General features: G+C 38.4%; 2 protein-coding genes. One reads left to right on the top strand and one right to left on the bottom strand.

Translation table 11 applies throughout. The annotated features are described in order from the left end of the window. The first annotated feature begins 15 nt into the window (after nt 1-15). The gene (locus tag NG55_RS18710; RefSeq protein ID WP_016543061.1) at nt 16-351 is read left to right on the top strand and encodes a protein tyrosine phosphatase family protein; all 336 of its coding nucleotides are present in this window, start codon (nt 16-18) and stop codon (nt 349-351) included. A gap of 301 nt (nt 352-652) precedes the next feature. Here NG55_RS18710 and NG55_RS18715 read toward each other — a convergent pair whose 3' ends face one another. Next, on the bottom strand, nt 653-7543 hold the full coding sequence (locus tag NG55_RS18715) for an Ig-like domain-containing protein (protein WP_065344087.1): 6891 nt from the start codon (nt 7541-7543) through the stop codon (nt 653-655). Nucleotides 7544-7792 lie beyond the last annotated feature (249 nt).

The raw sequence follows: 7792 nt of genomic DNA on the forward strand, positions 1-7792 counted from the left end.
TTTTGGAGTGACAAGATGACAGAGAATGTTGGTTTTGCAGGTCAAATCGGCCCTGAACATATTGAGCAAGTGGTCGAAAAAGGATTTAAATCGATTATTAATAACCGACCAGATATGGAAGGTGGCCCTGAGCAGCCAACCAGTGCACAGATCGAAGAATCTGCGCGAACTGCAGGTTTAGACTATGTCTATCAACCCGTTGTTGCAGGGCAAATCACTGAACTCGATGTCCGTAATTTTGCCAATCATTATAATGAACTGCCTAAACCAATTTTGATGTTCTGCCGTACCGGTAATCGCTCAAACAATCTATATCAAATCGCAAAACAAATGGATTTATTAGACGACTAAATTCATTACATTTCATTACCTGATCCAAATAGTTAAAGCGTTGTATTTATAAGATGATGGTTCTTTTTCAATCGATCAAGAACCATGTCAAAACTCGCCATTGTCCTTTTATGCATCCTCTCAGTGTCTGCTTGTAGTTCTTTCCAAGTTCGTCCAACTGCAACCGTGAGTGTAGGTACAGGTTTATAAAAAATTGAACAATTCATAAATATACAGCCTTACGAATGACCTAATTACACCAAGAAAAAGGCCGTATTACATTGAATACGGCCTTTTTCTTTAGACTTAGATAACTATGACTTTAGTTACATGTTGAGCTTGTACCATATGGACTTGTATCAAATGGTTGACCTGCTTCCGAATCAAAATCACTCTTCAGCATAACTAATGGGTAATTCAGACGGGATTCAAGATCCTGTACAGGTACACTATTAATTTTAACCTTAGCGTTGATATTCAACTCTTGCCAACCAGCATATTGTCTTAAGTAGCGAATACGGAAGTCGAACTTACCAGAGCTATCCGTCATATAGGTAACAACATCGGAAACATTACCACCCTGCGGTGCAACAAATGCTGTCGCGATTTGTGTTGTTGCAGGTAAGTTCATACCATAACATATTGCTGTAATATTTTTATCTCGTGTCACTTCATCTGTAATCGGATCCTTAGATACCGTGTAAGTACCTTTGGTAATACCTAACAAATTAATCGATAAGGTCACAGCACGGTTCGGAATCGCATTACCATCTTTATCCACCAACTGTGCAGACATTGATTCAGTATAGTAATTTCCATCACTTGATCCTTCCAATAACGAAGAACGACCAAATGTTAAATGCCCTTCTGGCTCTTCCTCAGCAGAAGCCTGAATGACATCAATACGATAAACCTGATTCGTTACATTTGGTGTGCCAATCACTTGTGCTGTAGAGTAGCTTGCTGTGAGATTTAAATCATCAGCAATAAAGTTGGCAGCGCTATAGGTTTGATGGCGTACCGTCTCATCGACTCTCACTTTAAATGTCGCTTGACCTTTATCATCGGTTGTTAAGCCAGATGGTCCAATAATTGAAGCACCATTATTAATAAAATTATTAATGTTTAGCGTTACATATTGACCTTTTACACCACCGCCATTTTGATCCAATAAACTAACTGTTACATCCGTTACATCATTGCGAACATTTAATGTTGGTTTTCCAGAAGTAACCCGTAAGCTATAACGCGGAGCAGTTGTCGGTTTATTTACATTTAGACGAAGCACCTGTGAAGTCGTAACCTCTTTTGTTGTTTCATCATTCAATGTCGCTTCAAGCTCAATACCACTGGCAATGAGAGCATCTTTACCATCTTGCATGACATCTCTTGGAATAAGCAAGGTAAAGAATCCATTACCATTTTGATCAGAAGTAACGGTATAAGTATCAATAATACCGTTATCACCTTCTGCTTCATTCACGATACCAACGCTAGCACCAATTGTACTGTTCGTCTTTTTAACTTTTAAGGTAATTTTCTGGTTTGGTGCTGCTTGACCATTAGCCACTTGTAATGCAGATACTGTAATAACAGCTTTATCGCCATCAACATTTAACCAGTCATTTGACGTGTTGATTGCCAAACGATATGGGCTCACCTTTTCATTGACATTAAAATGAACTGTTTGGGTACGGACAACACCATTTGGCAAGGTAATAGAAGCCCGAACAGTTACACCATTTGTAAGGAGATCCGTATATTGTTTACCTGTAATCTTGGTAAGTTTCAAACTTGCTTTTGCATTACCACTTGTGTCCGTTGTAATAACGGATGTTTCTTGTCCATTGATCGTCACGCCATTCAGAGCTGAATCAATGACTGTAAACGTTACAGGGTAGTTTTTAATTCCTGATGCATTATTATCAATCAATTTGGCAAAAACATCTGCCGTATCGCCTGATGCCAATAAATCATCTTTTGATGTATTCATGCTGAGGTTCATTGCTTCTGTTGGAATAGAAACATTGATTCGCCCAACTTGAGTTACAACAGGTTGCGTTGTACTGTTATTGTTGTAGGTCGAAACAGCATAAGTAATGCCCTTTTCTACCAACAATTGATCAATATTTTCACCATTCTCTACTGTCACCGTAAAGTAAGCGATACCATTTGCATTGGTTGTGGCGCTGGTCTTATCTACTTTGACACGTGAACTCAAGCCTGCCGCTAGACCAAAAGTAATGTCTTTATTGGCTAAAACACCACCATTCGCATCAGTCGCTTTAACCGCCACAACACTGGTACCGCCTAGTACTGAAATAACAGGTTGCAAAGGTGTAACGGTCAATGCAGCGACATCTTTTGCTGCAGGTGCTTTCACCATCACTTGTGTCGTTTGACTGAGTTTAGAACCATCCGCCTGTACCACAGATGCTGCAAGTGTAATGCCGTTGGCAACTAAATTTTCAATCATTTGATCATTGGCGGCTTTTACATTCAGCGTAAATGTCACCTCACCATTTGCATTGGTTTTTTTGCTTGCACTACCAACAAAAGTCACGCCATTCGCAACAGCAGCATCATTCAAACCAAACCCTACAAGTTTATCCTTAATTGGGTTTCCGTCTTTGTCAAAAACTTTAGTTGTGAAAGTGAATGTATCATTATCCGCCGAAACAATTCCTTTTGATGTCTGCAATTCAATGCGCTGTGCATCTTTTGCAAGCTCAGCATCATCAGCCACAAATTGTAAGACAGTACTTTGCGTGATATTTGTGCCTGCATCGGAAGTGTAAGTCGCAGTCGCTTGAATCCCAGCTAACAAACCTTTGATTTGTTCAGCTGTGAGATTAGTCGGTGTTGCATAAATGATTTCAAAGCTTGCAGAACCATCTGTACCTGTAACCAATTTTGGTTGCGTGACTTTAATATTTAAACCTGCAGGTACATTACTTAAAGCCAATTTAATCGGCTTCCCAGCAATGGCTTTCCCCTTATTATTAAAGGCTTTTACGATAATATTGGTCGAATCACCCGTTGTTTTTAAGGCACCTTTGGTATTCTCTGTTGTTAAATAACTAATCTCATTTAAAGTCGCCGCTGAACTGACAGTAATTTGAGTTTTTTGGGAAATACTTCCTGTGCCATCACCTTGTACTGCTGTAGCACTCAAACTAATGCCAGAAGCCACCAAAACATCTACAGCTTCTTTCGTCGTTGTATTTACTTCCAAAAGTACTTTGGCCTGCCCTTGATCATTGGTTTCAACAACGGTTGAACCACCAATCACGCCTTGGAAATTCACAGCATTTTTAAGGATATTATTATCAACAGCCCAGTTATCAATTGCCAAAGTCACTTGGCGTTCTTTAATCAGATTGCCATCTTTATCTTTAAGTGTAACTGTTGTCAGTACTGTTTTAGACGATGTCGTATCTAAAATGAGATTAGGTTGATCAACAACCAAGTCCATCCGCTGGATATTCACTTGATCGATGTAAAATTGTAATACCGTGCTTTGAGTAATATCTTTACCTGCACTATTGGTATAAGACGCAGTCGCCTGAATACCAGCCAATAATCCCTTAATCTGCTCAGGCGTTAAAACTTTTGGGGCTTTATAGGTAATATTAAAATCTACTGTACCATCTATTAATGTTGTCTTCGTGGTTGAATCAACACTAATATCCAAACCTACAGGTATATTTTTTAAATTTAATTTAACGGTCTTACCACTTAAAGCATCGCCATTCGTATTAAAAGCCTTCACCTTAATTGTTGAGCTACCGCCTGTTGTACCAATTGCTTTATTGCTCTCCGTCGTGAGATACCCAACTTCACTTAAAGATGCTTGGGATAAAATTGTGATCTTAGTACTTTGTGTAATCACAGCCTGACCATCTGCTTGAACTGCAGATGCACCAAGACCAATACCAGATGCAACTAAAGCATCCAGTGCAGTTTTGTCCTTTGGTTGAGCAATTAAATTAATCGAAGATTGACCATTTTGATCTGTCACAACAGTAAAGAGACCACCTGTTGCACCTTCAATACGAATACCATTCTGCAAAGCTTCGGCATTAATTGCTAAAGTGACTTGGCGCCCTATAATTGGTTGACCTGCATCATCTTTTAAAGTCACTGTCGCTTTAACTTTAGGTGGATTTTGATTATTTGGTATTAGGACTAATGCTGGCTCATCAACCACTAAATCCATACGCTGAATATTTTTGGCAGTCTCGAAATATGCAAGCTTAACTGTTTGCAAGACATTATTATAATTAGCATTAATAACCAAACCATCTTGTATAAGTTTCGCTTTATCTGCATCTGAAAGATTAGAAGGATCATATACAACAGTAAACTTGGCTTCACCAGCAGCATTAGTGGTCAGTATCGTGTTTTCTTTAATATGAATTCCAGTCACTTGTGGCAAATTCAAAGTAATGTCTTTATTCGCAAGTGCCATACCACTACTGTTATAAGCTTTAACGGTAATCACTCTTTCAGCATTATTAGCGACATTAATTGCATCAAGTTGGTCAATCGCGAGATAAGCAACATCAACAGTGCCCTGAGCTGAAGCCACAACCATGACCTTCGCAGTTTGAGCAATACTTACTCCACTATTCTGTTCTGTAGAGGCTGTAACCAATAACCCCTCAGCAACCAAAGCCTTAACCGCATCAACATTCGGAGCATTGAGCTGGATCGTAAATTTCGCTTCACCATTTTGCGTCGTATTGACTGGAGCAGTAACAATTTTTACCCCATTATTTTTCGCAATTTCAGAAAGAGCAAGGCTGATTTTTCGACCATTAATCGGCTGACCATTTTCATCAACAGCTTTAACTGCAACCTCAAATATATCATTCGATGCAACAACCACCCCTTTAGCCAATGAAATCGAGAGCTGTTTTACATCAACATCACTCGTTTGATCATAATAACGAACATAGGATGTTTGCGTCACCGCATTACCCGTGGTTGGTTGATAAGTTGCCGTTAATAAGACACCTTGTGTTTTTAAAAGATTTAAGATCGCCGCATCTTTCACTCGACCATCATACTGAATTACAAAAGTAGCCTCGCCTTGTAAATTGGTTTTGGCTTTAGACCCCGTTATAATTGTTAAACCATATTCTGATGCTTTATCAATATTTAAAGTAATATCTTGATTCGCCAATACCCCACCATTACGATCTACCGCACGTACGGTTACAGTGGTTTGGCCTTTATTGGTATTAATCATTGAATCTGGACTAATACTTAAATAACTTACATCTACTGCTTGTAAAGGCGCTGCCTCCACCATAATTTGCATATTTTGTTTAACAGATGAACCATCTGCCAATGTCGTTGCAACAGCGACTGTAATACCTGACTTTACTAAATTATCAATTGATTGCTGATTATAGGCATCAACATTTAAAGTAAATGTTGCATACCCGCTTGCATCAGTCTTTTGAGTAATTGCTTTATCTCCGCCAATAGTAACACCATTCTCAGTTACTGCTGCGGCTAAACCAAGTGTCACTATTTTATTTGCGACAAAATGGCCATCAATACTAATAGCACGTACTTTGATCTGAACAGTGTCATTCTTTGCAGAAACAACGCCCTTACTCGCTGTTAATTCGAGACGTTGCACATCTTTTTCTAAAATGGCACTTTTATTGGTGAAGTTAAGTCTGGTTGTTTGAGTTAGAACATTATTATTAACAGTAGTATAACTCGCAACGACAGTAACACCATTCGACAGCAAATTATTTATATCATTTGCTGAAACACTATTTTTATCAAATTTGACGGTAAATGTTGCTTGACCATTATTATCTGTATTGAGCTTAGAACCTTCAACAATAGTTAAGCCATTATTTTGGCTATTTGGCACAGTTAAATTAATTTGCTTATTTGCAACAGCACCACCCTTTGCATCTTTCGCTGTTACAGTAACTGTTGCTTGGCCACCGCTAACATCAATAGAATTTGAAGTAATAGCCGTTAAATAAGATACATTTTCTGTTGCAACAGACACAACAGTAATACTACTTGTTTGTGTAACTGCTGAACCATCAGCCGATGATGCTGAAATCTGAATACCATTTTTTACTAATAATTGGCCTGTCGGATTTAAACTATTCGCTTCCGTCTTAATTATGAACTTTGCCTTACCATTGGCATCAGTTTTTGCAGTTGAATTTACTAATTTCGCTCCATATTCAAGGGCTAAATCATCCAACTTTAAACTGATTTCCTTACCCGCAACTGCCAATCCTTCTGGATTTAGAGCAAGTGCTTCAACCTCAATTGTTCCACCAATAGCATCAACTTTATTATTTGACGATGTTGATAATGAGAGACTGCTCATTGTATTTTTAACGGACACAACTTGAGCTGTAGAAACCTGAGTTTTAATTGCACCAGATTGTTCTGTTAATGTCGCTTCAAGTGCCACTCCAGATGCAATCAGCGCTAAACGATCCGCCTCTTTACCATTTGGTAGTTGTAAAGTAAATGTAACATAACCTTCATTATTCGTTACAGCACTCGAACTACCTTTAATCATTACCCCATTTAACTGGAAATCTTTAACCTTCAGAGTAACTTTCTCATTTGGAACACCACCACCATTTGTATCTATTGCTCGAATACGAACAGCGGTTTCACCACCAGAAACGGGTAAAGGGGCAGCACTATCAAATTTCAACTCATACTGGCTTTGGACAACTGTTCCAGCACCTGTCACAGTTACTTTCGTCTGATTTTGAATTTTGGTATCAACAACGGTGGTCGTAAATAATAGTTCCGTTAAATTCTTGTTCGTGCCATTTAATTTGACGGTGAAAGTTACAGTTCCATCTTCACCAGTTGTTTTGGTAGAAGTATCACTTGTCGCACCATTTTTTTCACCATCTTTAATATTAAGATTAATTTTGGCCCCAGCAACTCCACCACTATCTTTATCAATAGCTTTCGCGGTAATAACTAATTCATCCCCTTCAACTTTTAAAGTACTTTTGCTTAATTGAAGCGTAACGCCTGCTACTTCTTTTTTTGTCGTCGGTGTGCTTGGATTACTCGTATCTGTACCAGATTCTGTTGTCCCATAATATCCACCGCCCCCCCCACCACAAGCGACTAATGCAACAGAAGTTGCTAATACTGTCGTATTTACCCCGATTTTTTTTAAACCCTTGAAATATGTCATAACAATAATTTCCATCTTATTTAATATTTAGCCTTACAATACGATTAAGACTTTTGTACAAAAATTTACTCGAAATAATATATTTTATCAATTCGTAATACCAGCTTTATTCCTTAGGAAAGTGAACTGCTTAACATTAATGTGTTTAATTTTTATCTAAATATTTTATGCAATAAAAAACACCCCCTCAGCGTAAGCGGAGGGGGTGTTTAGTATTTAAAAGCTGGCGATGACTTACTCTCACATGGC

It is taken from the genome of Acinetobacter gyllenbergii, assembly GCF_001682515.1.
GTDB lineage: Bacteria > Pseudomonadota > Gammaproteobacteria > Pseudomonadales > Moraxellaceae > Acinetobacter > Acinetobacter gyllenbergii.